This is a genomic window from Myxococcus xanthus, assembly GCF_013116825.1.
GTDB lineage: Bacteria > Myxococcota > Myxococcia > Myxococcales > Myxococcaceae > Myxococcus > Myxococcus xanthus_B.
Window position 1 is genome coordinate 21,115 of sequence record NZ_JABFNS010000034.1, and the last position, 26,106, is coordinate 47,220.

The following is a 26,106-nucleotide window of genomic DNA, read 5'->3' on the forward strand; positions in this document are numbered from 1 at the left end:
CCCATGACGCCCTCCGCGGTAAGCCACAGCCTGCTCGTCACGCGCTCCACGCGGCTGTCGCGCTTCGTGGTGGCGTCCGTCGTGGGGCACATCCTGGTGCTGGTGGCGGCGATTGCGTACGCGCGCTTCTCCGCCACGCCCAAGGTGGACCTGGACACCAAGCCCATTCGCGCCACGCTGGTGCGCCTGGGCAAGCCGCGCGACTCCAAGCTGCTGCCACGCAAGGAGCAGCTGCCACCTCCGCCCAAGAAGGTGGACGCGCCCAAGCCCGCTCCGGAGGCCCCGCCCCCGGAGCCCTCGCCCGCCAAGGTGGCGGTGCCCATCCCGGGTGTGCAGCCGGAGCCCTCCACGTCCAAGCCCACGCCGCAGAAGGGCGAGACGACGGGCGAGGACCGGCGCAAGCGGCTCTTCGGCGCCTTCGACAAGACGGCCAAGGCGGCCGAGCCCGAGGAGGCGGAGGGCGCCGAGGACGGCGACCCGGACGGCGACTCGGCCACCGCGGAAGGCGAGCGCTACTTCGGCCTGCTCCAGTCGCAGGTCCGCCGCCACTACAGCGTGGCGGACACCATCCCCGAATCCGAGCGGCTGCACCTCAAGGCCATGGTGGCGGTGCGCCTGGGCCGCACGGGTGAAGTGCTGGACGTGAATCTCACCAAGGCCAGTGGGAACGACCTCTTCGACTCGGCCGTCGTCACGGCCGTGCGCAAGGCCGCGCCCTTTTCTCCTCCACCGGACCATCTCCGGGACGCCCTGCAGAAGAGCGGCGTCAACCTGGTGTTCAACGCCCTATGAAAGCCCTGCTCCTCTCCCTGCTGCTCCTCCCCGTCGTCGCGCTCGCGCAGGCGCCCACCATCGAAATCTCCGGCGCCAACTTCCGCCCGCTGCCCGTAGCGGTGCCCGCGCCCCTGACGCAGAACGATGGCGCGAAGGCGTTGGTGGCGCCCTTCGACTCGGCCTTCAGCTTCGACCTGGCCGCCTCCGGCATCCTCCAGGTGCTGGACCGCAAGGGCTTCACGGCGGACGCGAAGGAAGGCATGGCCGCGGCCAGCATCAACTTCAGCCGCTGGGCGGACGTGGGCGCCGAAGCGCTCGTGAAGGTGTCGCTGGCGCAGGACGCCGGCGTGCTGCGCGGGGAGCTGCGCCTGTTCAACGTGGGCACCGGCCGCGAGGACCTGAAGGTGTCCAAGGACGCGCCCGCCGACAACGCCTCGCTGCTGGCGCACCGCCTGGCGGACGCGCTCTACCGGCACTTCACCCGCGAGCCCAGCCCCTTCCTGTCCCGCATCACCTACGTGCGCAAGGCGGGCACCAACCGGGACGTGTACGTGGCGGACTGGGACGGCGGCAACGCCCGGGCGCTCACCAAGGGCGGCATCAACATCCTGCCCGCGCTGAGCCAGGACGGCTCGCAGGTCGCCTTCACCACGTACCGCAAGAATCGCCCGGACATCTACGTGCAGTCCCCCGGCGGTGAGGCGAAGGCCGTCATCTCCGGCGGGCAGATGGCCACCGGCGCGGCCTTCTCTCCGGACGGCAAGCGCATCGCGTACTCGCTGGCGGAGGGCGAGAGCGCCCAGGTGTACGTGGCCAACGCGGACGGCAGCGGCGCGCGCGCGCTCACCGACACGCCCTACGGGCTCAACACCAGCCCCACCTGGTCGCCGGACGGCAAGCGCATCGCCTTCGTGTCCAACCGGGGCGGCAGCCCGCAGGTCTACATCATGAACGCGGATGGCACGGGCGTGCGGCGGCTCACCTTCCAGGGCAACTACAACCAGACCCCGGACTGGTCGCCGCGCGGAGACCTCATCGTCTTCACCGCCCGCGACGAGCGCAACGCCTTCGACCTCTTCACCGTCAGCGTGGAGACGGGCAAGGTGACGCGCCTCACGCAGGACCAGGGCAGCAACGAGGAGCCCGCCTTCTCGCCCAACGGGCGCCTCATCGTCTTCACGTCCACGCGCAACGGCGGCTCGCAGCTCTATGTGATGACGGCGGACGGCAACAACCAGCTGCCGCTGCGTGCCGAGAAGGGCGTCTACCAGACGCCGGACTGGGCGCCGCTGCCGCAGGCGCAGTAGCCGGCCCCTGGGCCTGTGGGGCGCCAGCGAGCGCCCCGCCCCCCGGCACCGGGACGTCCGTTGACAGCCAGGGCGCGCTCAGGTCGAGTCCTCCCGCATGAGCGCGCCCTTCCGCAGCCACTGGAGCCTGGACCCCGAAGTCGTCTTCCTGAACCACGGCTCGTTCGGCGCCTGCCCGACCGCCGTCCTCCAGCGACAGTCCGAGCTGCGCGCGCGCCTGGAAGCCGAGCCGGTGCGCTTCCTCCACCGTGAAATCGAGCCGCTGCTGGATGACGCCCGCGCCGTGCTCGCCACCTTCCTCGACGTGGACGCGGACGACCTGGGCTTCGTCCCCAACGCGACGGCGGGGGTGAGTACGGTGCTGCGCTCGCTGCGCTTCGCCCCTGGCGACGAGTTGCTCACCACCGACCACGAGTACAACGCCAGCCGCAACGCGCTGGACTTCGTGGCGTCGCAGTGGGGCGCCAAGGTGGTGGTGGCGAAGCTGCCCTGGCCGGTGCCGTCCGCGCAGTCGGTGGTGGACGCCGTGCTGCCCCACGTCACCCCGCGCACGCGCCTGTTCCTGGTGGACCACGTGTCCAGCCAGACGGCCCTGGTGATGCCGCTGGAGCAACTCGTCGCTGCCCTGCGCGAGCGTGGCGTGGAGACGCTGGTGGATGGCGCGCACGGGCCGGGCATGCTGCCGCTGTCACTGCGCACGCTGGGCGCCGGCTACTACACGGGCAACTGCCACAAGTGGCTGTGCGCCCCCAAGGGCGCCGCGTTCCTTCACGTCCGGCGCGACCTCCAGCCCGCCATCAAGCCCCTGTCCGTGAGCCACGGGCACAACTCCCGGCGGACGGACCGTTCCCGCTTCCGGTTGGACTTCGACTGGACGGGGACGCACGACCCTTCGGCCGTGCTCTGCGTTCCCGAGGTGATTCGCTTCATGGGCGGGCTGCTTCCCGGCGGCTGGCCGGAGGTCATGGCCTCGAACCGGGCCAAGGTGCTGGCGGCGCAGAACCAGCTGTGCGCGCGGCTGGGCACCCAGCCCACCTGCCCCGAGGACATGGTCGGCAGCATGGCCACGGTGACGCTGCCGGACGGACTCCCCGAAGTCCCCCAGCCCCCGCTCTACGTGGACCCGCTCCACCTGCGCCTGTTCGATGAATACCGCATCGAGGCGCAAATCACCCCCTGGCCCCGTCCGCCGCACCGGCATGTGCGTCTCTCCGCCCAGCTCTACAACACCCCCGCCGACTACCAGGCACTGGGCGATGCTTTGGAAGCGCTGCTGCGTTGAGTAGGCTGCCGCGCATGTCGCGTTTCGCCACCATCGATGTTGGCAGCAACTCCGTCCTCCTGCTCGTCGCGGAGCGCACCCCGGAGGGCCGTTTCGAGGCCGTGCGGGAGCGCGCGGAAATCACCCGCCTGGGCAGGGGCGTGGATGCGACGCGCAAGCTCTCCGCTGAAGGCATGGAGGCGACGCTCCAGGTGCTGGAGTCCTTCGCTCGCGAGGCGCGCGAGCTGGGCGCGGAAGGCATCGCCGTGTCCGCCACCAGCGCCGCGCGTGACGCGGAGAACGGCGCGGAGTTCCTCGCCGCCGCGAAGGCGCGCGCGAACGTGACAGTGGAGATCATCTCCGGCGCCATGGAGGCGGAGCTGTCCTTCGCCGCGGTGCACTCGGACTTCGCGTCGGACGCGGCGGGCCCCCTGCTGGTGCTCGACATTGGCGGCGGCTCCACGGAGTTCATCTACGGCAACCGCGGCGGCCACGTGGACTTCCGCCACAGCTTCGACGTGGGCGCGGTGCGCATGACGGAGCGCTTCGTCGGCGCTGACCCGATGACGTCCGAGGACCGCGCGCGTATCGAATCCCACCTGCGCGACACCTTCCGCACCCTCCCTGCCCCGCCGCCCGGCGCGGCCCTGGTGGGCGTCGCGGGCACGGTGACGACGCTGTACGCCGTGCAGCACGCCATCCACCCTTACGTCGCGGAGCAGGTCCACGGCGGCACGCTGTCCCTGGGCCAGCTGTCCGCCCTGGCGGACCGGCTGTGCGCCATGCCGCTGGAAGCGCGGCGCGCCCTGCCGGGCATGCAGCCCAAGCGCGCGGACGTCATCCCCGCGGGCGCCCTCATCTTGCTCGAGTCGGTGAAGGCGCTGGGACTGGATGCCTGCCGCGTCAGTGACAGGGGCCTGCGCTGGGGCCTTCTCGCGCACCGCTTTGGAGCCGGAGCCACCTCTCCATGAACGCCCAACCCGCGGCCTCACCGGCCGCGTCCGCCGTGCCCGCCAGCAACGCGGGTTATGCGCTGCTCATCCTCACCCTCATCAACCTGGTCAACTACCTCGACCGCTACATCGTCGCGGTGGCGCTGCCGGACATCCAGAAGGAATTCGGCATCAACGACACGCAGTCCGGCCTGCTGGGCACCATGTTCATCGTGGTGTTCATGCTGGCCTCGCCGCTGGGCGGGTTCCTCGGGGACCGCTACCCACGGCGGCTGCTGGTGGTGGGCGGCGTGGTGCTCTGGAGCCTGGCCACCGGGGCCAGCGGGCTGGCCACCTCATTCGGCGCGTTGCTCCTGGCCCGCGCGGTGATTGGCATCGGCGAGGCCGGCTACGGCGCCGTGGCGCCCAGCATCATCTCCGACTTGTACCCGCGCACGCAGCGCACGCGGATGCTGGCGTTCTTCTACATCGCCATCCCCGTGGGCGCCGCGGCGGGCTACGGCCTGGGCGGGTGGCTGACGCAGGCCTACTCGTGGCACGTCGCCTTCTTCGCGGGGGGCGTGCCCGGGCTAATTCTGGGCGCCATGGCCTTCTTCATGCCGGAGCCCCAGCGCGGCGCCATGGATGGGCCGGACGCGCAGGCGAAGCTGCCCTTCATGGTGGGCCTGAAGGGCCTGGCGCGGAACTCGGCCTTCTGGGCGGTGACGGCAGGGTACACGCTGATGACGTTCTCCATTGGCGGCCTGGGCTTCTGGATGCCCACGTACCTGGTGCGCGAGCGCGGCCTGGCGCAGGACAGCTCGGGCTTCATCTTCGGCGCGATTACGGCGGTGGCCGGCCTGCTGGGGACGGTGGCCGGCGGCTGGCTCGGCGACAAGCTGGACCGCAAGCGCGAAGGCGGCGGACTGTGGATGTCCGGCATCGGCCTGATGCTGGCGGCCCCGTGCATGTACCTGGCGGTGAGCCTGAAGGCCGTGGGCCCCACCTTCGCGGCAATCGCCCTGGCGCAGTTCCTCATCTTCCTCAACAGCGGCCCCATCAACGCGGCCATCGTCAACTGCGTGCCGCCCGCGTTCCGCGCCTTCGCCATGGGACTGAATGTGCTGTGCATCCACCTGCTGGGTGACGCGATTTCGCCCACGCTCATCGGCAGCATCGCGGATGCGTCCAGCCTGCACACCGCCATCGCGGTGAATGCCCTGCCCGTGCTCCTCGGCGGCTTCGCGCTGCTGCTGGGCGCCCGGCTCTTCCGTGAAGCCGTGCCCCTCGCGCGTCAGGGCTGAGCGGCGGCGTCCAGCCTTGGCCGGTACTCGTCGGCCAGGCGCTCCATCTCCGAGGCCAGCCGCTCGCCATCCGCGAGCAGCAGGCCCTTGAGGCGCGCGCGGTTGCCCAGCGTGAAGAACACGCGGATGTCGCGCTGGAGCGACTCCCAGCGCTCGGCGAAGTAGAGGGTGAACAGCGCCAGCGGTGGCACGGCGAGGAAGACGGCCACGGCCAGGAGCGCGCTGCCCCACACCGCCGCGCCAGCTGTCAGCACGCCCCACCACACCAGCGCCACCACGAAGGCGGTGAGGAACTTCACCGTGGCCTGCACGTCCAGTTCGACGTTTCGGCTGACGAGCCGGGGCAACTGGTAGGGCAGCCAGAACAGGCCCAGCCCCAGGGCGAACAGCGGCAGGCCCAGCACCAGCGCCAGCACGTTCTTCACCACGAAGGGCACCACGTTCCCCGGCCGGTACACGAGCGTCAGGTCCTCCAGCCCCGTCGCCTGCACCAGCGCCATGCGGTGCCGGAAGCCGGCGAGCTGCGCGCGCAGGGACTCGAAGCGCTCCGGCTCCTGGGCGCGGAACATCTGGACGCCGCGCGCCCACAGTCGCAGGCGCTCCGCGTCGAGCGCCCCACCCTGCTTGAAGGCGAAGAGCTGCTCGGCCAGCTGCGCCAGCGGGAGGTCCGCCCACTGCTCCAGGTTGAGCGTCACCGCGCGAAGCCCGCTGGCGATGCGCTCGGTGAGGGCGCGGACGGCATCGGGCTCCGCCGCGGCGTCCGCGGGTAGGAAGGCCTGCACGTCGATGGCGGGCCCCACGTCGATGAGCACCTCGCTGCGGAACACGTGCTTCTCCGCGTAGGTGAGCCCCACGGGGACGATGCGCACCGGAGCCCCCGCCTTCGCCGCGCTCACGGCGATGCGCGCCGCGCCCGTCTTCAGCTCGGCGAGCCCAGGCGCGGAGTGGCTCTTGCCCTCGGGGAAGATGGTGATGGCGCGCCCCTGCACCAGCGCGCCCTTCGCGGCCTCCAGCGTGCCCTCGTTGCCGCCCATCTTCGCCGGGTCATCCTGCTTCCGGTACACCGGCAGCGCGTCCAACCCCTTCAACAGCCAGCCGATGACGGGCATCCGGAACAGCGGCGCCTTCGCCAGGAAGGTCACCTTGCGCCGCGTGAGGATGAACACCAGCGCCGGGTCGATGAGGCCGTTGGGGTGGTTGCCCACGAAGAGCACCGGGCCGTCCGGCTCCAGCGCCGGGGCATTCACCTTCACCCGGTAGAAGAGTCGGAGACACAGCGCCACCACCGCACGCACGCACGCGTAGAACACGGCGGAGACTGTACTCCACGTCTCAGGGATACCGGTCCACCACCTGGATGACGCCGGTGTTGTCCTGCACCACGGAGAAGCCCTTCATCGGGCTCGGGTAGGCAATCAGGCCCTCGCCGTCCTTGTCCCAGCGCGAGTCCAGGAGGATGCCGCAAAAGGGCACCGACATCGCCCCGGCCTCCGGCAGGAAGATGCGGTCATACCGGCCGAAGACGCGGTGCTTCGTCACGTACAGGCGGCCACCGATGCGCGCGCCGGGAAGCTGCTGCTCTCCCTGCTCGCGCGGCAGCGCAATCACGAAGCTGTAGTTGTAGCGCGCCGGGCCCGGGTGGTCCTGGATGGCATCCACGATGACGGGGACCTTGTCCCCGGGCTTCAGGCCCAGGCGCTCCATCTGCAGCAAGGCGCCCCGGGGGCACGTTCCCTCTGGAGGCATCCACTTGGGCCGCGCCGCCCCCTGTGAGGACGCGGAGGTGGTCCGGCAGCCCGCCGCCACCAGCAGCCCCAGGCCCACCACCATCCACCGCGGCCAGCGCATGCGCACCCTCGCCTCCCTCAGAACGTCCCGATGCTGAAGTGGAACTGCGTGGTGGCCTCGTTCACCGACTCGTCCGGGTCCAGGTTGAAGCCCACGTCGAAGGCCAGCGGCCCCACGGGCGTCACGTAGCGCAGGCCCGCGCCCGCCGTGTAGCGCAGCCGGCCCGGGTCGAACTGCGTCCGGTCCAGCCACAGGTTGCCCGCCTCGAAGAAGAGCCCCAGGTCCACGGAGGACAGAGCCGGCAGGCGCAGCTCCGCCTTGCCCAGGGTGAAGAGCTCGCCACCCTGGCTCGCGGGGACCTGCCCGGCGAGCACGGCCTTCAGCTCAGCGGAGCACCCTGCCGGCGAAATCAGCGCGCGGCAGTCACGCAGCCGCTGCTGCAATGCGCCGCGGACGTCCTCCGGCAGCACACCGTCCTCACGGAAGCCGCGCAGGCTGGACGAGCCGCCCAGGTAGAACAGCTTCGAGCCAATGGCCTGCGCCTGCTCCTCCAACGGGATGATGGTGCCCGCGCGCGCGGACAGCGCCACGCTCGCCCGCCGCCCCAGCGGGATGTAGCCGCTGAGACTGCCCGACAGCTTCACGCCGTCGATGGGGTACGCATCCACGCGGTTGCCCGCCACGTCCGTGGGACGCACGCTCAAGCCACGGGTGAACTCGGCGCTGGAGACGAACACCACGCCCCGGCGCGGGTTGGCCGGGTCATCCCGGAAGTCGAGCGTGACGGAGGGCCGCAACGAATGCAGCGCGAAGTCGCCGAACGGGTAGCGCAGCCGCTCCCGGTCGGCGCGGTTGAGCAGCTCCAGCACGCCCGCGCGCGAGCGCAGCCGGTTGTTCTCCACTTCGTAGGACAGCGACAGGTTGAGCCACGTCGCCGCGGCCCAGTCCATGGCGGCCGCCGCCGCGAACCGCGAGGACACATAGGAAGGCCGGTGGACGCGCTCGCCAATGAGGTCCAGGCGGGCCCCCACCTGCAGCGGCAGCAGGAAGAACAGCCGGGGCTGCGCCAACGCGAGGTTGCCCCGGCCTCCCAGGCCATTGAGCCCCTGGAGCTCCACGTCACAGCCTGGAGCCGGGCCCCCTCCGGGCACCGTCTGCTGGCAGGCGATGCGCCTGTCTTGAGACAGCGCCTCCGCGCTCCAGCCCGCGTAGTTGATCTTCCCGCGCGCCAGCAGGCTGAGCCCCAGACCGTCCAGGTTTCGGTAGGCCGTGTCGAGCGTGATGCGGGGACCGTCCACCAGGAAGTAGCCACCGGACACCTGACCATCCAACCGGGGTCGCTCCTGGACCGTCACCAGCACGTCCTTGGTGTCCTCGCGCCGGGTGGGGTCCGCCAGCGCGATGTCCACCTGACGGAACACGCCCAGACGCGCCAGGCGGCGCTGGCCCTCCGTCAGCTCATCCAGCGCGATGGGCTTGCCCTCCTCCACCGCGAGGTTGGCCAGCACCAGGTCCGGGTCCGTGCGCGTCAGGCCCTGCACCAGAATCTTCCCGACCTTCACCTGCGGGCCCGCGTCCGCGCGGAAGATGACGGTCGCCTGCGTCCCGTCCTCACCCACGCCCGTCTCCGTGGTGACGCGCGCGAAGAGGTAGCCCTGCCGCCCCAGCTCCTGCTCCAGCGCCTGACGCGAGGACTCCACCGTGTCGAAGCTCAGCGGCGCGCCCTCGCGCATGCGCTGGCCCATGACCCAGGCCGTCAGGCCCGGTGGCACGCCCTCGAAGTCCACCTTCACCAGGCGCGCCTGAGGCCCCTCCTCCACGTCGAAGTCGGCGACCGCCGTGCGCCCCACCACATCCACCGTCAGGCCCCGGAACGCCACCACCGCGGAGAGGAAGCCCTGCTCGCGGTAGGCCTCGTTCATGGCCTCCACGGCCTCCAGCCACGCGTCCTCCACGTACACGGTGGACGCTGGCGGCGGCGGCGCGACGCCCGGGAGCTCCAGGCCGTGACGCCCCTCGGTGTTCAGCGGGTCGTCGAGCATCCGCAGGTCCAGCTCCGGCCGCGTCATGCCCGCCAGCACCTGCTCCGCGAGCAGCGCGCGCAGCGCCTCCACCGGCAGCCCGCGGTTGCCGTGAAAGCGAACGTCGGCCACGCGCAGCGGGTGCCCCTCCTCCACGTCGAACACCAGCGCCGCCACCTCGCCATCCGGACGCAGCACCTCACGCGGCCGCACGCGCACGTCGTGGAAGCCGCGATAGCGGTAGAAGACCTCCATGCGTCGCGCGAGCCGGCCAGCGACGACCTCGTCCATGGGCTCCGAGACGTCGTGCGCCAGCACGCGCTCCAGCACGCCGTGCGGGAAGTGGCGGTTGCCGTGGAAGCGCACCCCATAGCGAGGCCCCGCCATCAGGGGCACCGCCACCGACGCGAAGCTGCCCTCCACCAGCACCGCCGGCGCCCCCACCTGCGCTCGCCAATAGCCCTCGCCGCGCAGCAACGTGCGCAGCTCCTCCAGTGAGCTGGACAGGCGCGCCCGGTCGAACACCTGCCCCGGATGCAGCGCCAGCACCTCCAGCAACCGGGACAGCGGCAGGCCAGGGCTGCCGGAGAAGGTCACCTGCCGCACCCGCGTGGGCAGGCCTTCGTCCACGGTGAGCACCACCGCGATGCCATCCGTCACCGGCTCCTGTGTCACGGAGACTCTCGTCGAGTCGTACCCCTTGCGCTGATACGCCTGGAGCACGGAAGACACCGCGCCCTGCAGCTCCTCCGCGTCCAGCGGCCCGCCCTCCAGCAGGCCGCTGGCCTCCAGCAGCTCCCCGTCCGACAGCACGGAGTTGCCTTCGAAGCGCAGCCGCGCCAGCCGCGACACGGGCGTGAGCTGGAACATCAGCCGCACCCCGCCTCGCACCGGCTCCGTGCGCGCCACCACGTCCGTGAAGCGGCCCGTGGCCCACAGCCGCTCCACCGAGCGCCGCACCGCGCCCGGCGTCAGCGTCTGCCCCTTGCGCACCGCCACCAGGTCGCTCAGGCCCTGCGCGTCCGCGCCTCCGGACAGGTGCAGCTCCACGGCGATGACTTCGGCGCCGAAGCCACCGCCGTCGTCCGCCTGCGCGCGCGCCGCGCCCGGCACGAGGACGCAGAGCACCAGCGCCAGCACCGCGAGGGCCCGGCCTACTCGACCTCCCAGCTCAGCTTCAGCTCGAGCCCGAGGTTTCCAAACGAGGCGTCGTTGTTCTCGTTGTCCCACTGGGCCTGCGCGGAGAGTCGGTCATCGAAACGGTACTCGGCCCGCGCCCGCGTGCCGCGCCCGCTCACGGGTTGCGTCATACCGATTTTAAGCTGCTCGCTCAGGAACTTCGACTCCAGTTGCGCGGTGGGCTCCGCTTGCCGGGTGGCGTCGTTGTAGGTGGTCGAAATCTGCAGGGACAAATCCCTCAACACGGGATTGCTGGGAAGAAAGCGCTGGAGCTGCCGGTCCAGGCCCGACACGTTGAAGAGGGCCTCGGCCGCCAGGCCGGCGCTCGCCGAGGCCGCGGTATCCTGGTCTGAGGAGGTGAAACCCAGCGTGAGGAGCGAGACGATGTCACCCTCCACCAGCGCCGGCTCCGAGGAGAGGAGAATCTGCGGGTCGGACGGCTTGCCGAAGGCGTGCAGCTTCACCATGTACTCGCGCACCTGCGTCTGGGCCTGGACCTCGAAGACAGGGTCGATTTGCGTGGGGTCCTGGAACTCGAGCTGCCCCTGACTGATGGTGAAGGGGTTGTTCCGGAAGAACGCCTGGCTGCCCTCGGCCAGCTCCACCCGGCCCAGCAGTCCCGGCCGCAGGTCCGTCCCCGTCAACCGCACGTCCCCCAGCAGGCGGGCCTTCGCCAGGTTGTTGTCCACGCGGACGTCGCCGAAGTGGACGTTCACATCCCAGATGACCCAGGGCTTCGGAGGCTCACCGGACGACGAGGACGACCCCGCCGCCAGGTGGGTGGTGCGCTTCTGCATCGTCTTCAGCAGCGCATCCACGTCCAGCGCCTTCTGGTACCGCATCTTCACGATGTCCATGCCACCGGTGACGGTGAAGCCCTTGGGCGGGCCAATCACCTGGAGCAGGCCGGAGAAGGTCGCGGGCAGGTCCTCCGTGAGCCGGTAGGGCACCTCGTCCAGTTGGATGGTGAGGCCCAGCCGCTGCGGCAGGAAGCGCTCCAGCCGCACGTCGCCGCGCGCGGACACGCGGCCTTCGTTGAGCTGGCCCTGCAGGTGCTCCACCAGCACGCGCTGGCCTGTCAGCTCCACGCGCCCGGCCATGTTGCGCACCTGGACGGGCCAGTCCCGCAGCGCCAGCCGCATGTCGAACAGCTCCGCGGAGCCCACCACGGAGGGCTTCTCCAGCGTCCCGGAGGCTTCGGCGTCCACGGTGATGCGCCCGGAGGAGCGCTCCACCACGGCGGGCATCAACGACTCCAGCAGGCGCAAATCCAACCCGCCCCGCAGCGTCACGTTCAGGCCGCGCGGGCTCATCCACCCGCCCAGCGACAGGTCCACGTGCTGCCCCGTGAAGCGGAAGGGCTGCACGTCCGTCCGCCCGGCCGCGTACGCCAGCACGATGGGGCCCGCGTTCTCCCCGCGCAAATCGTCACGGGAGAGGACCAGCCGCTCCACGGTGGCGTTCACCTGCGAGCCCGCGGGCTCCAGAAGCAGGCCCTTGGCGCTCACGGTGCCCGACAGGGCCCCGCTGACGCCCGCCCACAGCGGCGCGTCCGGCAGCAGCGGGCGAATCTCCGGCAACGAGAACGAGCCCTGGGCTTCATAGGGCCAGTTGTCCTGCACCTTCATGCGGATGCGGCCGGTGGCGTCCCGGAAGGGGTGGCCCCACACCTCGAAGTTCTTCCCCACCATGCGCCCGGTCAGGTCCATGGCGCCCAGGTTCCGCTCGGCGAAGGTGACGCGCGGCGCGCGCAGCGTGACGTCCACCACCGGCACGTCGGCGGTGCCCGACACGACGCCGTCCATCACCATGGTGCCCTGGATGCCCATGCGCTCGGCGAGCTCCGGGTCCACCGCCTCGGCCAGCGACAGGCCGTCTCCGCCGAAGCGGTAGTCCAGCCCGCCCTCGAACGTGAAGGTGCCCTCCGCCCAGGTGCGCCCCAGCGGCCCCGTGAGGGTGGTGCGCTCCAGCACCATCGCCTTGCCGTCCACGAAGCGCAGCCGCGCCGCGCCGTCGCCCATGCGCCGGCCCAGGTAGGTGGTGTCCTTGACGTCGAACGCCACCAGCCCCTCCAGCTTCTCCACGGGGCTGTCCACCTCCACGCGGCCGGTGGCCGTTCCACCCAGCGTGCCCTGCATCACCGCGAGCGACGGACTCAGGCCCGCCACCACGTCCACCAGGTCCTCGTTGCGCCCCTGCGGGACGTTCACCTCCAGGCGCAGGTTGAGAAGCCGCCCGAAAGACACCCCCGCCTTGCCGTAGTACTGCGTGCGCCCCTTCTGGCCGGAGAAGGCGGGGAACGTGAGCAGGCTGTCCTTGTAGGCCAGCTTCCCCTGCATCACCCCCAGCGACAGATTCCAGAACTCGAAGTCGCGGAAGGACAGCCCCGCCTCCACCCTCACGTCTGACGCGGGGCCGGTAATCGCGTAGGTGGCATGGCCCCTTCCGGCCCAGGGCAGGCCCGCGATGTGGCCAAAGTCCGCAAGGTCCACGTCGCCCTGCCCGCGGATGTCCAGGCCCAACCCGCCCGCCAGCAGGAGCACGACGTCGCCCGTCACGCGTGAGTGACCCACCTCCGCGTTGACGTGGCTGAAGGCCACGCGGTCCGCCTGGAGCTTCACCTGCGCCTGCGCGCGGGCCTTGTCGAACTCCAGAATCGTGAGGCCGTCCTTCGGCTGCGTGTCGAACGCGTGCGTGGCCAACACGAACTTCCCGGTCCGCAGGTCCAACGGCCCTGACAGGGAGAAGCGCGGCAGCAGGTTGCCGGACAGCCGCGCGTCCAGCGTGGCCGGGAAGTCCACCCAGGAGCCCTTCACCCCTGCCCGGTCCAGGATGCGGCCCAACGACGCGTCCTCCGTCGTCAACGACACCTCCAGCGGGAAGTTTGGCGTGAGCCCCAGCCGCCCCGTCGCGCGCACCTTGCCCGCGCCCACGGGCAGGGTGAGCTCCTCCAGCCGGACGTCTTCACCCGAGTACGACAGGCGCGCGTGCAGGTTCGTCGGGCCGAAGTCCCCGTAGCCCAGGCTGTTGCCCGACAGCTCCAGCGACACCGCGGGAGACGCCACCTTCCCCGCGATGGACACACGCGACCAGAGGTGCCCCGTCGCGGGGCTGGGAATCAGCCGCGCCTGGTACAGCGCGCGCAGCGGGAGGAACACCTGCGCGTCCAGGGCCAGGCGCGGCGCGCACAGCGAATCCACGCGGCCGGACACCGTGGTGGTGATGTCGTCCAGCGACACCTCGGCGCGCTCCAGTTCCAGCAGGGCCTCGTCCGGGTCCAACGCGCCCGCGATGACCAGCTGCCCCAGCGCCAGCTCACGTCCGTCCGGGCCCAGGCGCACCCGGCCGCGCCGGGCCTCCACGTCCAGCTCGATGACGCCCCACTGCTCGTCCCAGCGAACGTCCAGTTCGTCCACCTCCACGCGCCGGCCCTCAGGCAGCGCCAGGCGCAGCTCCGCGCCGGAGATGTCGAGCTTCGCCACGCGCAGGTGCTCGAGCGGCTCCAGGAAGCAGAAGTTGGACTTGGGCTCCGACGGCGACGAGGGCTGAGACAAATCCAACGCCACGCGCGGCCGGGATGCCTTCACCTGGGCCAGCGTCAGCCGGCCCTGAAGCGGCTGGAGGAAGCCGAGCTGCACCTCCGCCCTGTCCACGGCTACTAGCGGCGAGTCTGTGCCGGGGAGGAACAACGAGAAGCCGTGCACCACCACGCGGGAGCCCAGCGGGTCCAACTCGCAGCGGCCGAGCCCCACGTCCAGGCCCACCACGTCTGGCAGGTGCCGGCGGCCCAGCGTGCACGCCACCTCCCAGCTCTCCGGCATGCGCAACAGGAGCACGCTCCCCGACAAGACGAGGAGCACCAACAGCAGCGCCCTGCGCGCACCGTGGCGGCTCTGAGAGGACAAAGCCGCTACAGCTTACCCAGCCCTTCGAGGTAGCGGTCGATCTCCGCGAGGTCCACCTTGCTGCCCGTCGTCCTGGGGAGCGTCGACGCCGAAGAGCTCGGCCGCTCGGCCGCTTGCCCAGCGGGCGTGTTCACCCCGAGCAGGCCGAGGTTCTTCCCGATGCGATGCACCAGCTCCGCGGACACCGTCTGCTCGCGCGCGAGGAAGGCCTCGAAGAGCGCGTTGTCGCACAGCGTGTTGATGACGCGGGGCGAGCCGGACGAGTGCTGGTGTACGGCCAGCAGCGCCTCCGGGCTGAAGGGCATGCGCGGGCAGCCCGCGAGCCGGAGGCGGTGCTTGACGTACGCCTCGGTCGACTCGGCGGTGAAGGGCTCCAGCCGGTAGCGCATGGCCACGCGCTGCGCGAGCGGCGGGTCCAGCTTCAGGTTCTTTTCGATTTCCGGCAGGCCGAAGAAGACGAAGGAGATGAGCTTGCGCTCCGGCACTTCCAGGTTGAGCAGCCCCCGGAACTCCTCCATCAGCTCGCGCGTCTCCAGCATCTGCGCCTCGTCGATGAGGACGACGGCCTTCTTGCCGGACTCGTAGATTTGGAGCAGCCGCTGGTACAGCTGCGACAGCAGCGCCAGCTTCTCCTGCGCCGGATTCTCCACGCCCAGTTGCAGCGCGATGCGGCGCAGCAGCCAGTTGGCGGTGATGCCGGAGTGGATGATGACGAGCAGCGCGGCCTCGTACTCGGACTCCGGAAGCGAGTCGAGCATGCGGCGGGCCAGCGTCGTCTTCCCCGCGCCGATGTCACCGACGAGGATGGACAGGCCCTTCATGTAGCTCACGGCGTGCATCAGCCGGGTGAGCGCCTGCGAGTGCTGCGCCGAGTTGTAATAGAAGCGGCTGACGGGAGCGTTGGAGAAGGGCTCCTGGGTCAGCTCGAAGAAGTCCAGGTACGTAGTCATGGGCTCGCCGGACCTCGCGGGGTGCAACTACAGGTAGCCGACCTTGCGCGCCTTGGACGCGCCAGCCGCTGGTATCGGAGTGGTGGGCGCCGCGGCCCCCGCGGGTGCGGGAGGACTGCTGGTGGCCTGGGCCCCATTGCCAGAAGGCGTCGGAAGCGGATCCTCCACCGGCGCCACGGAAGCCGCAAGCCGGGATACGTGCCCAGCGACATCGCGGTACTTCCCGTCCATCCCAGCCACGCGCTGGTAGTGGAAGAGCGCCTTGCCCGCATCCCCCTGGGCCTCGTAGGCCGCCGCCAGCTCGAAGCCGAGCGCCTTGGCCGCCTCGCCCGTGGCGTGGGGGTTGCCCAGCCCCTCGCGGAAGGCCTCCACGGCCGCGGAGGCGTCGCCGCGCAGCAGTTGGAGCATGCCCATCATGGTGATGCAGTCCAGCTCGCGCTTGCCGCCCGCGCTGCCCTGGCGGGCCACCTCGAACTCGTGGAGCGCGTCGTCGAGCAGGCCCATTTCCTTGTACGCGATGCCCAGGTCGTAGTGCGTGTCCACGTCCTCGGGCTTCACCACCTTGGCCAGGCTCTTCTTGAACTCGGAGAAGACCTCCTCCACCGAGTACTGGAAGTCCTCTTCCGCGGGCAACGCGGAAGCCCCGGCGTCATCGCCGAAGTTGTCAATCTCCCCGGCCAGCTCCGCCGCGAGGTCGAACGCGTCACGCTCGCCCGTGGTCTCCTCGGCGTCCTCGTAGCCGTCCGTGACGGGCTGCACGCTCGGAATCTGCGCCGGCTCCGCGGCCGCGTCCTCCTGCTCCGCGCCGCCTCCCGCCTCCGCCGCCTCCAGCCGCTCCATCAGCTCGGCTGCGCGCGCGTGGCCCGGGAAGGCAATCATCACCGTCTCGAGAATCTCGCGCGCCTCTTCCAGCAGCCCCTGGTCGAGAAAGAACGACGCCTCGTCGCACTCCTCCGCCGCGGGCTCCTCTTCATCGGCGGCGGCCTCGACTTCCGGCTCCGGCTCGGGCTCGACCGCGGGCTCCTCGTAGGCGACCGGCTCGGACAACTCGTCCGCGGACAGCTCCGGCGCGTCTTCCACGAAGGACTCGTCGTCCATCGCCACGATGGCGTGCGAGGCCGTGGGCTCCTCGAACTCCATCGGGTCACCCAGCGCGGGGGCCCCGAACGGGTCCTCGTCCAGGTCGGCGGCCGTCAACGGGGCGGCGCCCACGCGCGTGGGCACGTTCTCCAAGTCCAGCGGTGGGGGCGCCTCGTCGTCCAGCGCAGGCACGTCCAGCGAGTCCAGCGCGGGAACCTGGAGCGTATCCGGCGAGGCCTCGTCGAGCAGCGCCTGCGTGGGCGCGTGCATCTGCGTGGGCTGCGGCTCGTCGTCGTCCCCGAGCGACAGCGCCTCCATGGACGTGGCGGCGCCGTCGTCCACCAGCGACTCGTCGTTGAGCGAGTACGCCGCCGCGGCAGCCAGGTCATCATCATCATCGCTGGAAGCGATGAGCGGCTCGTCATCGGTGACGCTGAGGCCCGGCTCGTCGGACAGCACCAGCGGGTCGTCGTCCGTCACCAGCGTCTCGTCCACCGACGCCGCCGCCAGGTCCTCCGGATCGGGCGTGCCGTACACCTCGAACTCACCCGAAGTGATGGCCTCGCCCACCAGCGCCTCTTCACTGATGACGGCGGAGTCGCTGTCCTCCTCGATGACCTCGTCCGAATCGCTCGAGGGCAGCGTGGTCAGCGCCAGCTCGTCACCGGGCGGGTGCAGGAGCGCGTCTTCTGGCGGCGGCGCGACGAGAATCTCGTCGTCGCTGGAGTCCACCAGGATGGCGTCCTCTCCCACCGACTCCACCACGGTCACCGTCGGCGCGGCGACCACGGGTCCCGTCGTGCGCAGCACGGACAGGAACGCGGGCACCTCGGGATGGGCGGGATTCTCCTGGAGGATGGTGGCCAGGTACGGCTGCGCACGCTGCACATCGGCCGTGCGCGTACACAGGCGGAGCACATTCAGCAGCTGCTCCGACGCCTGGGCCATGTTCCCGGACGCGACGTAGATTTGATACGCCTTCTCGTGGGCGTCGAGGTTCTCCGGCTCGACGGAGAAGACCTTGCGCAGGTGCTCCAGCGCTTTGTCGTGGAGCCCGTACTTGACGTAGACGTCCGTCTCCGTGAGCAGCTTGGAGAGCTGCTCGCGCCCCATCCCCGCCGGAGCGGGAGGTGCCACGGGCGCCGGCGCTGCCGCCGCGGGCTGGGGCGCGGGGCGCGGGGCAGGCTGAGGTGCCGCCGTCGGCTGGGGCGCCGCCGGCTCGGGCGCGCGGCGCGCGACCAGGTCCGGGTCCTCGGGGTCCAGCACTTCAATCTGCGTCCAGACAGCCTCGGCCTCGGTGACGCGGCCGCGCTCCTGATGAATCTTGGCCAGCTCCTTGTAGACGGAGATGGTCTTCGACGTCTGGCCCAGCCCCTGGAACGCCTGCGCCAGCAGCGTGAGCGTCTCCACGTCGCGGCCATCGGCCTTGAAACACACCTGCAGCTTCGCCAGCGCGCGCTTCTGGTCGCCGCGCTGCAGGTACGACGTAGCCAGCTCCTTCGACAACGGAAGGTTGTCCGGCTCCAGCGCGGACAGCCGCTCGGCCACGCGGAGCCAGTCATCCGCGCGACTGTTGCGCTTGAGGTACTCGGCGGCGCGCTTGAACTCCTGGGCCGCCTCGCGCGGCATGTTCTCGCGCGCGTACAGCTCCGCCAGCTTGATCTTCGACGCCACGTTCTCCGGGTCGAGATCCACCATCTTCTTCAAGGTATCGAGCGACGACTTCGTGTCGCCCGCCTTGTCGTAGTGGTTGGCGACAATCTGGAAGTACGCCATCGCCTCGGACATCAGCCCGAGCTGCTGGTGAAGCTCCGCCAGCTTGAGATTCACCTCCAGCAGGTTCGGATTGAGCTTGAGGACCTGCTTGTAGAGCGCGACGGCCTTGAGGAAGAAGCCGTCCGACGAGTAGCTCTCCGCGACCTTGGTGAAGAAATGGGCGGCCTGCGGGTTGTCGTTCTTCTTCTGGTACAGCTCCCCCATCTTCTGGAGGACCCGGATGTCCTTCGGATCGACCTCCAGGACCTTCTGGTACTCCTTGATGGCCTTGTCGTAGGCGCCCTTCGCGACGAGCTTCGCGGCGGCTTCGATGATCTTGTTCTTGTCCATCGAGCGGTGGGCTTCCAGCAGGCCGAAACCCCTTGAACTTCGCGGGTTTCCATCCTCAGCAAGGGGGAGTGTCGGAGGCTAACGGAAAGCTCCGACGCGGGTCAAGAAACGGCCCGGCTCCCCCCGGGCCGGATCACCTGCTCGTGTGGCGGCCCGACAAGCGGGAATCCACGCCACGTGGATGGGTGCTACGGCGTCTCTTCGACGGCCTTCTTCAGCCGCCGGGAGCCCGTCTCACTCGCGAGCAAACGCTCCACGAACCGGGTGTCGTAATTGCCCTCCTGGAAGGACTCTTCCGCGAGTGCGGCCCGGTGGAACGGAATGTTGGTGCGGATGCCTTCCACGACGTATTCGCCCAGGGCGCGCTGCATGCGGCGGATGGCCGTTGCACGGTCTTCCGCGTGGACGATGAGCTTCGACAGGAGGCTGTCGTAGTACGGCAGCACCGTGTAGTTCTCGTAGGCGCCCGAGTCCACGCGCACCCCGTAGCCGCCCGGCACGCTGTAGCCGGTGATCTTCCCGGGCCAGGGGGCGAAGGTAATCGGGTCCTCGGCGTTCACCCGGCACTCTATGGCGTGGCCGCGAATCTGGATGTCCTCCTGCGTGAAGCGCAGGGGCTCCCCATAGGCCAGGCGGATCTGCTCGCTCACCAGGTCCACGCCCGTGACGAGCTCCGTCACCGGATGCTCCACCTGGATGCGCGTGTTCATCTCCATGAAGTAGAACTCGCCGCGCTCGTCGAGCAGGTACTCGATGGTGCCCACGTTGTTGTACGCGAGCTTGCGCATGGCGTTCACGGACACCTCGCCCATGCGCTTGCGCAACTCCGGCGTGAGCGCCGGGGACGGGCTCTCTTCAATGAGCTTCTGGTGCCGTCGCTGCACCGAGCACTCGCGCTCGTTGAGGTGGACGATGTTGCCGTGCTCGTCCGCCACAATCTGGATTTCGATGTGGCGCGGCTTCTCCACGTAGCGCTCGATGTAGAGGTCGCCGTTGGAGAACGACGCCACGGCCTCCGCCTGGGCGGTGGAGAAGGCCTGCGCCAGCGCACCGGGCTCGCGGACGATCTTCATCCCCTTGCCGCCGCCACCGGCGGCCGCCTTGAGGATGACGGGGAAGCCAATCTCGCGGGCGAAGGCCTCCGCCTCACGCGGGTCCTTCACGGTGCCAGGACTGCCGGGCAGCAGCGGCAGTCCAGCCTCGCGCGCGGCCTGACGGGCGCGCACCTTGTTGCCCATCATCCGCAGCATCTCCGGCCGGGGGCCAATGAAGCGGATCTTGCAGTTCTCGCAGACCTCCGCGAACTCGGCGTTCTCCGACAGGAAGCCGTAGCCCGGGTGGATGGCGTCCGCGCGGGTGATTTCGGCGGCGGACAGCAGCTGCGGGACGTTGAGGTAGCTCTCCTTGGACGCCGGCGGGCCGATGCACACTGCCTCGTCTGCGAAGCGGACATGGAGCGCGTTGGCGTCCGCCGTGGAGTGCACCGCGACCGTGGCGATGCCCAACTCCCGGCAGGCGCGGATGACCCGCAGGGCAATCTCCCCGCGGTTGGCGATCAGCACCTTCTTGAACACGTGGGTGTCTCCGTCAGGGCCGTCATGAGGAGCGGCTCGCCCGTGGGATACGGGCGGCGCGCCAGCCTCATCTTCAGGCCACTTCGATGCGGAACAGCGCCTGACCGAACTCCACCGGCCGGCCGTTCTCCACGAGGATTTCCGCCACCCGGCCGGAGACCTCGGACTCAATCTCGTTCATCAGCTTCATCGCTTCGATGATGCAGAGCACCTGGCCCTTCTTCACGATGGAGCCCACATCCACGAAGGGAGGCTGGTCCGGCGCGGGGGTCCGGTAGAACGTCCCCACGAAGGGGCTCGTCACCTGGTGGCCAGGCTTCTCCACCGGCTTCTCGGCGGCCGGAGCCGGCGCCGCGGGAGCAGCGGCCGACGGCGGAGCGACAACGCGAGGAGCGGCCGGGGCGGTGTACTCCACCCCAACACTCGCGGCGACGGGAGCCGGCGCGGCGTGGTGGACGATGGTCGTCTCGGGGCCCTGGCCGCGGCGGATGAAGAGCTTCTCCTCGCCGCGCTTCCAGACCAGCCTCGTGACGTCCGAGGACTCGAGGATCTCCACGATCTGCCGCAGGGCATCCACGTCCAGGGACGTGCCACCCGTGTCAGCGGGACCGCTCGAGGCGGCCTCCGTCCGAGCGGGCGCCTGGGCCCGGGTCGACTTGCGCTTCGTTGCCATATCTCGCGTCCCCTTCCCTCCGGCGTCGCTGCCGAGCTGCGAACTAGCCCCTGGTGGCCACGCGCGTCAGGTACTTACCGTCGCGCGTATCGATCTTCAGCACGTCACCCTCTTCGATGAAGAGCGGGACGTTGACGGTGTAGCCGGTCTCCAGGACGGCGGGCTTCAACGCGCCGGAGACGGTGTCACCGCGGATGCCCGGGTCACACTGGGTGACCTTGAGGTCCACGGAGTTCGGCAGCGTCACACCAATGGCCTTGCCATTGTAGAAGAGGACGCTGACGTTGATGTTCTCCTTCAGGAAGTTCTTCGCCTCTCCGAGCACCTTCTCACCGAGGAAGGTCTGCTCGTAGTTGCGGGTGTCCATGAAGTAGAACTCCTCGCCCTGGACATAGAGGTACTGCATGTCCTTCTCCTCGATGTCGGGCTTGCCCACCTTCTCACCGGACTTCAGCGTGGGCTGGAGCACGCGGCCCGTCAGGAGGCTGCGAATCGTGGTGCGCACGAACGCGGAGCCCTTCCCGGGCTTGACGTGCTGGAAATCGGCGATTTCAAACGGCTCACCGTCGATTTCGATCTTCAGACCCTTGCGGAACTCGGACGTATCGATGACACCGGCCATGGGGACCGACTCCTTACAGACTCGCAGCAGCGAAAGCTTGAAAAGTCCGGGGTGTCTAGCCCATGCGCCCCTTCCATGGAAGGGGAAAGCAGCGGCGGAAGCGTCGCCTGGATGACTGCTGGACGGGCGCCCGACTAGAGCTCGGCACGCACCTTGGGAGCGGTGACGCGCAGCACGTAGCGCCCCTTGCCGAAGTTGCCATCCGCGTGAAGGGCGAGCACCAGGAAGTAGTCCGGTGACACCAGCCGCATCACGGTCAGCACCTTCTCACTGTTGACGCTGACCTCGCTCACGGTGCCCGTCTTCAGGGTCTCCGCGGCGTTGCGCAGTTGGGTGAGGAGGTTGGCGTACTCCACCCAGGCGCCGTTGAGGTCCAGTTCGGCGCTCTCATCCTTCTGGAAGGTGTCGACGGAGATGCCGTCAAAGCCCATCACGCTGCACGCGAGGGCTCCTTCGACCTGGTTGACCACCGACTCGAGGTGCGTGCGGAAGGACATGGGCAGAGGCTCTTAGAAAAACGGCCGGGGCCCGGTCAAGGGCCCCGGCGGACATTGGGACTACGTTTCCTCGGGCTCGGTGCACTCGGGAGGGAAGCCATCCTGCCCACCCGGAAGCCCGCAGGGCCCAGTGGGCTCGAGCTGCGTTCCTGCCGGGCAGGTGAAGCCCGAATTGTAGAACGTAACGGGGTACGTGGCCTCGTTCGACTCGGTCGACTTGCCGTTGACGGTCTTTCCGATCAGCTTCAGCCGAACGACGACGCTTACGGGCGCAGTGCCGCCACCGCCGAAATAGGCGGCGAGGTCAGCGCTCGCATTGGCCCCCAGCAGATCCAGGACCGCGCTGCTGCTCTGCGTCGCGTTCGCTGGCAGGTTGAAGTAGTAGGGGTAGACGTCACTCCTGAGCGTCGGCCCCGTGCCTTGCGTTTCGTAGTTCAACTCGACGTTGTTGACGTAGATGGAAGACTCGTCGCCACCGCCCGTAACGGGGGCTTCACCAACGACGACCTCCTGAGTCGAGAGGCTGTTCCGGACCTGGAATGCAGCCAGGTAACGGCCCGACGTCGCGAGGTCCAGTGACCCGCCAGGACTGGCGACCCCGGACTGGTTGACCGCACAGGAAGCATCCGGAATGAACGCGTTGAAAAGCTGGATGTCCGGGGCACTGTCAACGCATCCAGTCATGGCCAGTGCCAACGGCACCGCGAGATAGAAGTTCTTCATGAGCGAACGCTCTCCTGCAAGAGGACGCAAGGGAAACCCTTACAGAGTCTGCGCAATGGTCTGCCGGTTGAGAATGCGGGGCGTGATGAAGATGAGCAGTTCCTGCCGGGTGTCGACCTCCGAGTTGTTCTTGAAGAGCAATCCCAGCACCGGGATCCTCGACAGGAACGGCACCGCGTTGACCTGCGTTGCGCCGCGGCGGACATAGATGCCACCGATGACCGTCGTGTCTCCATCCTTCACCAGCACCTGGGTGTTGGCTTCCTTGCGCTGAATGGAAGGCTGACCGTTGGCACCCGTGCTGGACGGGTCGGGCTGGTTGTTGGACGCGTTGATGGACATCAGGACGCTGCCGTCCTGCGTGATGTGCGGCGTCACTTCCAGCGACAACCGCGCCTCCACGAACGTGGTGTTCACACCTTGCGCGGACGTCTGGCTGAAGGGAATGGACACACCCTGGCTGATGCGCGCCGTGTTGTTGTCCAGCGTCGTCACCTTGGGCGCGGAGATGGTCTTCACCGTGCCCTCGTTCTCCGCCGCGGACAGACGCAGGTTGAGCTGAAGCGCACCACCCGCCGAGCCGAACGTGAAGCCCATGGCGCCACCAGCGCCTTGCCCAACACCCACTGGCAGGTTCACCGCGAAGTTCGGATTGTCCGGGAGGCCGGGTGCGGAACCAGATGATCCGCCCGTCACGGCCAGGTTGTTCGGGAAGATGAGGCCCGTGGAGTTTCCGGTGGCCTGCCCCGCGCGGGCCTGACCACCCCACTGAACACCCAGCGAGCGGCTGAAGGACGTGTTCGCCTCCACGATGCGGCTCTCGATGAGAACCTGCGGCGTCTGCGTGTCCAGGCTACGGACCAGCGAACGGGCCCGCTCCGTGCTGGAGCGCACATCCTTGACGATGAGGACGTTGGTCCGCTGATCCACCGTCACAGAGCCTCGCTCGCTCAGCACATCCTTCACCCGCGCCGCCATTTCGGAGGCCACGGCGTAGTTGACCGGGATGAGGTTGACCATCAGGTCCTCCTGCTGCTGGAGCGACTTCTTTCGCTCCTGGCGCAGCCGGGCCTCCTCCTCCAAGGTCTTGAGCGGAGCAATCCGGATGATGTTCCCGAACTCTTCCTTACCCAGCGCCTTGGTGCGCAGCACGAGGTCCAGGGCCTGGTCCCAGGGAACGTTGCGCAGCCGGATGGTCACCTTGCCACTCACGTCGTCGGCGACCACGATGTTCTTCTTTGAAATCTCGGCGATGACACGCAGGAGGTTCTGGATGTCGATGTCCTTGAACTCAAAGGACACGCGCTTACCACGGTAGCGAGCCTGCTGCGGTGCGCCTTCAGCGGCGTATGCCGGAGCCTCCGTGGTGAAACCCGCAGTCCGCTGAGCGACCGCGACCTCTTCCGTCTTCACGCCCTTCACATCGAGACGCCACGTCAACGTGCGCCCACTCTGGGAGACCTTCTCCTCGATGGCACCGTCGGCGGCGACCACCAGACGAACCTTGCTGCCCTCACCCGGCACGCTGAAGGCGCTGATCATCTTCACCGGCGTCTCCAGCGCGCTGGTGTCGAGGCTCCTCTCCAGCTTCTTGGGCAGACGGGCACCATCCAGCGTCAACACCGCGCTGCGAGGGTCCGGCCGATCGACCTTCCAGGCCGCCGTCCCCGACAGCTTCATCACGACACGGCCGCCAGCGCTGCTCTCTTCGAAGCGGAGGTCCTTCACTTCCACCAGGGAAGAGGACTCGGCTTTCACCGGCGCCTGACGAAGCGGCTCGACCTCCGTGACAGACGCAACAGCCACCTCCGCGGCAGGCACCGGCCCGGCATTGCGAGCCACCGTGCCACCAAGCACCACCTCGAGGCCACGGCTGGCGCGGTCAACGCGATAGGCAGGCATCGTCCCGCGGACGTCGAGGACCAGGCGCACCTTGTCGGAGTGCGCGCCCACGCGGACCTCGCGCAGAGCGCCCGAGTTCACTCGCGGCGCACGAGTCGCCAGCCCCACGCCAAACAAGTCCACGGCGAGTCGAGGCGGATCCGCGAGCTCAAGGACCTCGTACCGGGCAATCTCACCGTCTGCCCGGATTCGCAGCGTGTCGTTGGCAAACGACATGGCGGTGATGCGTCGGGCCGGGTTCGCAACCTCGCGCTCATCCGCTTCCGCGGCCACGACGTTCTCGGGCAGAGCCGTCTTCGCAACCACGACATCAGCCCGCTTCGGCTCCGACGGAGAGGACACCATGGAAGCACTCGGCTTCACGTCCACGGACGTGGTGTTGACGCCCGGCTTTGCCGGAGCCTCCGCGCGCTGTTCCGCTGCGGCGGCGGGAACAACCTGAGACGCACCGTCCACCGAGATGACCACCCGGTTGCCGTCCGCGCGGACGTCGTACTGGGAGGCCTTGTCGAGCGCCAGCAGCACCCGGCCCACGCTCGCGCGCTCGTCCGAGAACTGGGAGGCAACGACTCCGGAAACCGGCCCCGAACCATCGTGGTGGCCCTTGATCCCCGTCGCATCCGCCGACGAGAGGTCCACCACCAGGCGCTCCGGCCCACTCAGCCGGAATACGGTGAAGGTGGGTGGCCGGGTGCCGGTCACCACCACTTGGGCGCCCGAACCCGTGCGGGACACGTCCAGTCCCCGCAGTGTATTCAGCTCGGCGCCATGCACCCTGGCGCCCACAAGAACGACCGCCCACGCGGTCGCCAAAAGCCACTTGCCCCTCGTCACAGCGCTCTCCTCGAGCATGCGTCCCCTCAACAAGTTGGAAGCGGGCCACCGCCCGCGGGAGCGCCTTGGAGGGCGCTACTCTCCGAAGTTCCTGCCCGTCATCATGTTGTAGGCGGGGTCCTGCTTCGCATCAGGCTTCAGCTGCAACATCACCGGATTCTTGATGATCTCGCCGTTGCCCGAGAACACCTCTGTCACCGTTACCGAGTCACGGAGGATCTGCGTCACCTTGCCGCCCTGACGCCCCATCCGGGTGTTACGACGCACGATATGCCCACGCCCTGCCGGGTCCTCGACCATCGCCATCGGACTGGCATCCCCAGTGACGACAGCCACGAGCTTCAGTTGGTCCAGGTCGAAAGCGCAGAGCGGCTCGTTGCAAGCAGAGACCGGGTTCGCGTTCACCGGGCCAATGTCTTCGATGGGGCTCCGGAACGGGTCACGCTTTCCCACCGGATTGTACGTGTAGGTGACTGCCGGAAGCTGTTGAGCCAGGGGCTCCGGCGTGACGGCCTTCACCGGCGCGGGTACTGCAACCTTGGGCTTCGCGGCCGCGCGCGCCGGGGGGGGCGCCTCATCGCAGGCAGCAAGCGCCAAGGCGAGCATTGCGGTGGTCATGGTGGCCTTGAACGTCTTCATCCTCAATCCCCTTGTCGCCCTACTTCTTGGGCGGA

At 69.1% G+C, this 26,106-nt stretch carries 18 protein-coding genes; 5 read left to right on the forward strand and 13 right to left on the reverse strand.

Translation table 11 applies throughout. The features are described 5' to 3' along the window. Positions 1 to 3 precede the first annotated feature (3 nt). From HNV26_RS12415 to HNV26_RS12435, 5 genes are all read left to right on the forward strand, one after another. Positions 4 to 792, forward strand: coding sequence for an energy transducer TonB (locus HNV26_RS12415; protein ID WP_171440988.1), 789 nt, complete (start codon positions 4 to 6; stop codon positions 790 to 792). Next, positions 789 to 2,081, forward strand: a complete 1,293-nt coding sequence (tolB, locus tag HNV26_RS12420; RefSeq protein ID WP_171440989.1) for a Tol-Pal system beta propeller repeat protein TolB — start codon at positions 789 to 791, stop codon at positions 2,079 to 2,081. Before HNV26_RS12415 ends, tolB begins: the two co-directional genes overlap by 4 nt. A 97-nt stretch (positions 2,082 to 2,178) precedes the next feature. After that, positions 2,179 to 3,363 carry an aminotransferase class V-fold PLP-dependent enzyme gene (locus tag HNV26_RS12425; protein ID WP_171440990.1) on the forward strand — a complete coding sequence of 395 codons (1,185 nt, stop codon included), beginning with the start codon at positions 2,179 to 2,181 and terminating at the stop codon, positions 3,361 to 3,363. A 14-nt stretch (positions 3,364 to 3,377) separates the two neighbouring features. Beyond that, entirely contained in the window at positions 3,378 to 4,313 is a 936-nt protein-coding gene (locus tag HNV26_RS12430) for a Ppx/GppA phosphatase family protein (RefSeq protein ID WP_171440991.1), read from the forward strand. Continuing rightward, the gene (locus HNV26_RS12435; protein WP_171440992.1) at positions 4,310 to 5,578 is read left to right on the forward strand and encodes a spinster family MFS transporter; all 1,269 of its coding nucleotides are present in this window, start codon (positions 4,310 to 4,312) and stop codon (positions 5,576 to 5,578) included. The genes HNV26_RS12430 and HNV26_RS12435 overlap by 4 nt, the downstream gene beginning before the upstream one ends. Here HNV26_RS12435 and HNV26_RS12440 read toward each other — a convergent pair. The 13 genes from HNV26_RS12440 to HNV26_RS12500 all read right to left on the reverse strand — a co-directional run bounded on the left by HNV26_RS12440 (position 5,569) and on the right by HNV26_RS12500 (position 26,071). Next, complete coding sequence (locus HNV26_RS12440) at positions 5,569 to 6,888, reverse strand: lysophospholipid acyltransferase family protein (protein ID WP_171440993.1); 1,320 nt, start codon at positions 6,886 to 6,888, stop codon at positions 5,569 to 5,571. The genes HNV26_RS12435 and HNV26_RS12440 overlap by 10 nt on opposite strands. Positions 6,889 to 6,910: 22 nt before the next feature. Next, positions 6,911 to 7,426 (reverse strand): hypothetical protein, encoded by a 516-nt coding sequence (locus HNV26_RS12445; RefSeq protein WP_171440994.1) that lies wholly within the window; start codon positions 7,424 to 7,426, stop codon positions 6,911 to 6,913. Between the two features lie 17 nt (positions 7,427 to 7,443). Continuing rightward, positions 7,444 to 10,527 carry a POTRA domain-containing protein gene (locus HNV26_RS12450; RefSeq protein WP_171440995.1) on the reverse strand — a complete coding sequence of 1,028 codons (3,084 nt, stop codon included), beginning with the start codon at positions 10,525 to 10,527 and terminating at the stop codon, positions 7,444 to 7,446. Positions 10,528 to 10,541: 14 nt separating this feature from the next. Then, positions 10,542 to 14,471 carry a translocation/assembly module TamB domain-containing protein gene (locus HNV26_RS12455; RefSeq protein ID WP_171440996.1) on the reverse strand — a complete coding sequence of 1,310 codons (3,930 nt, stop codon included), beginning with the start codon at positions 14,469 to 14,471 and terminating at the stop codon, positions 10,542 to 10,544. Between the two features lie 5 nt (positions 14,472 to 14,476). After that, positions 14,477 to 15,421, reverse strand: a complete 945-nt coding sequence (locus HNV26_RS12460; RefSeq protein ID WP_171440997.1) for an ExeA family protein — start codon at positions 15,419 to 15,421, stop codon at positions 14,477 to 14,479. Between the two features lie 27 nt (positions 15,422 to 15,448). Then, positions 15,449 to 18,607, reverse strand: a complete 3,159-nt coding sequence (sgmX, locus tag HNV26_RS12465) for a type IV pili formation protein SgmX (RefSeq protein ID WP_171440998.1) — start codon at positions 18,605 to 18,607, stop codon at positions 15,449 to 15,451. Between the two features lie 188 nt (positions 18,608 to 18,795). Then, on the reverse strand, positions 18,796 to 20,181 hold the full coding sequence (gene accC / locus HNV26_RS12470; RefSeq protein WP_140865974.1) for an acetyl-CoA carboxylase biotin carboxylase subunit: 1,386 nt from the start codon (positions 20,179 to 20,181) through the stop codon (positions 18,796 to 18,798). Between the two features lie 73 nt (positions 20,182 to 20,254). Beyond that, on the reverse strand, positions 20,255 to 20,854 hold the full coding sequence (accB, locus tag HNV26_RS12475; protein ID WP_171440999.1) for an acetyl-CoA carboxylase biotin carboxyl carrier protein: 600 nt from the start codon (positions 20,852 to 20,854) through the stop codon (positions 20,255 to 20,257). A gap of 43 nt (positions 20,855 to 20,897) precedes the next feature. Continuing rightward, positions 20,898 to 21,476: an elongation factor P gene (gene efp / locus HNV26_RS12480; protein WP_141593732.1), complete on the reverse strand. Its 579-nt coding sequence runs from the start codon at positions 21,474 to 21,476 to the stop codon at positions 20,898 to 20,900. A gap of 134 nt (positions 21,477 to 21,610) precedes the next feature. Further along, positions 21,611 to 21,973, reverse strand: coding sequence for a roadblock/LC7 domain-containing protein (locus tag HNV26_RS12485; RefSeq protein WP_011555721.1), 363 nt, complete (start codon positions 21,971 to 21,973; stop codon positions 21,611 to 21,613). Positions 21,974 to 22,033: 60 nt separating this feature from the next. Beyond that, positions 22,034 to 22,696 carry a hypothetical protein gene (locus tag HNV26_RS12490; protein WP_253816507.1) on the reverse strand — a complete coding sequence of 221 codons (663 nt, stop codon included), beginning with the start codon at positions 22,694 to 22,696 and terminating at the stop codon, positions 22,034 to 22,036. 39 nt (positions 22,697 to 22,735) lie between these two features. Beyond that, entirely contained in the window at positions 22,736 to 25,450 is a 2,715-nt protein-coding gene (locus tag HNV26_RS12495) for a type IV pilus secretin PilQ (protein WP_171441001.1), read from the reverse strand. A 57-nt stretch (positions 25,451 to 25,507) separates the two neighbouring features. Continuing rightward, complete coding sequence (locus tag HNV26_RS12500; RefSeq protein WP_171441002.1) at positions 25,508 to 26,071, reverse strand: pilus assembly protein PilP; 564 nt, start codon at positions 26,069 to 26,071, stop codon at positions 25,508 to 25,510. Positions 26,072 to 26,106: the final 35 nt, after the last annotated feature.